The following is a 527-nucleotide window of genomic DNA, read 5'->3' as shown; positions in this document are numbered from 1 at the left end:
CAATATAGAAAAATCGGAGGGGAGTTTGAATAATTTTAAAACCCCCGCCAGTTTTTTTGAAAAGATAAGTCCTACGGCGGTAAAGCCGAGCCAGATTCCGAAAGCCTTTCCCGCGATTGCCAGTATCGCGTTGGTCTGCAGTCCGCCGCCCGAATGCTCCGTAAGCAATGTGACGATTCCAAGCACGACCGCCAGGGCGATGATGCCGAGCACGTCGTCGAAAACGGCGGCGGCGAGAATCGTTACCCCTTCCGGCGAATCCATTTTTTTGTGTTCGGAAAGGATGCGAGCCGTTATGCCGACGGAAGTCGCCGTGGAAAGTATCCCCAAAAACAGGCAGCGCGGATCCATAAAGGCGGCGTGGAGCAAAAATACTCCCGTTAAATCTCCCAATGTGAAAGAGACGAGCACCCCGCCTATGCCGATAATTCCTCCCGCAACCGAATAGCGCAGGAAAAGCCCGATGTCCGTTTCAAGCCCGGACGCGAAAAGTAAAATAATGGAAGCGATTGAGGCGATGGCGTATA

The 527-nt window shown here is 52.6% G+C and carries 1 protein-coding gene; it reads right to left on the bottom strand.

Annotated features, from left to right (window positions below; genetic code table 11):
* The coding region (locus tag ACYVTD_RS16065) for a cation:proton antiporter domain-containing protein (protein ID WP_461248686.1) at positions 1–527 on the bottom strand (527 nt) is incomplete at both ends.

The sequence above is a fragment of the Treponema sp. R6D11 genome (assembly GCF_054786075.1).
The sequence above is the reverse complement of the archived record's forward strand: the minus strand, read 5'-3'. Positions and strand labels throughout refer to the sequence as shown.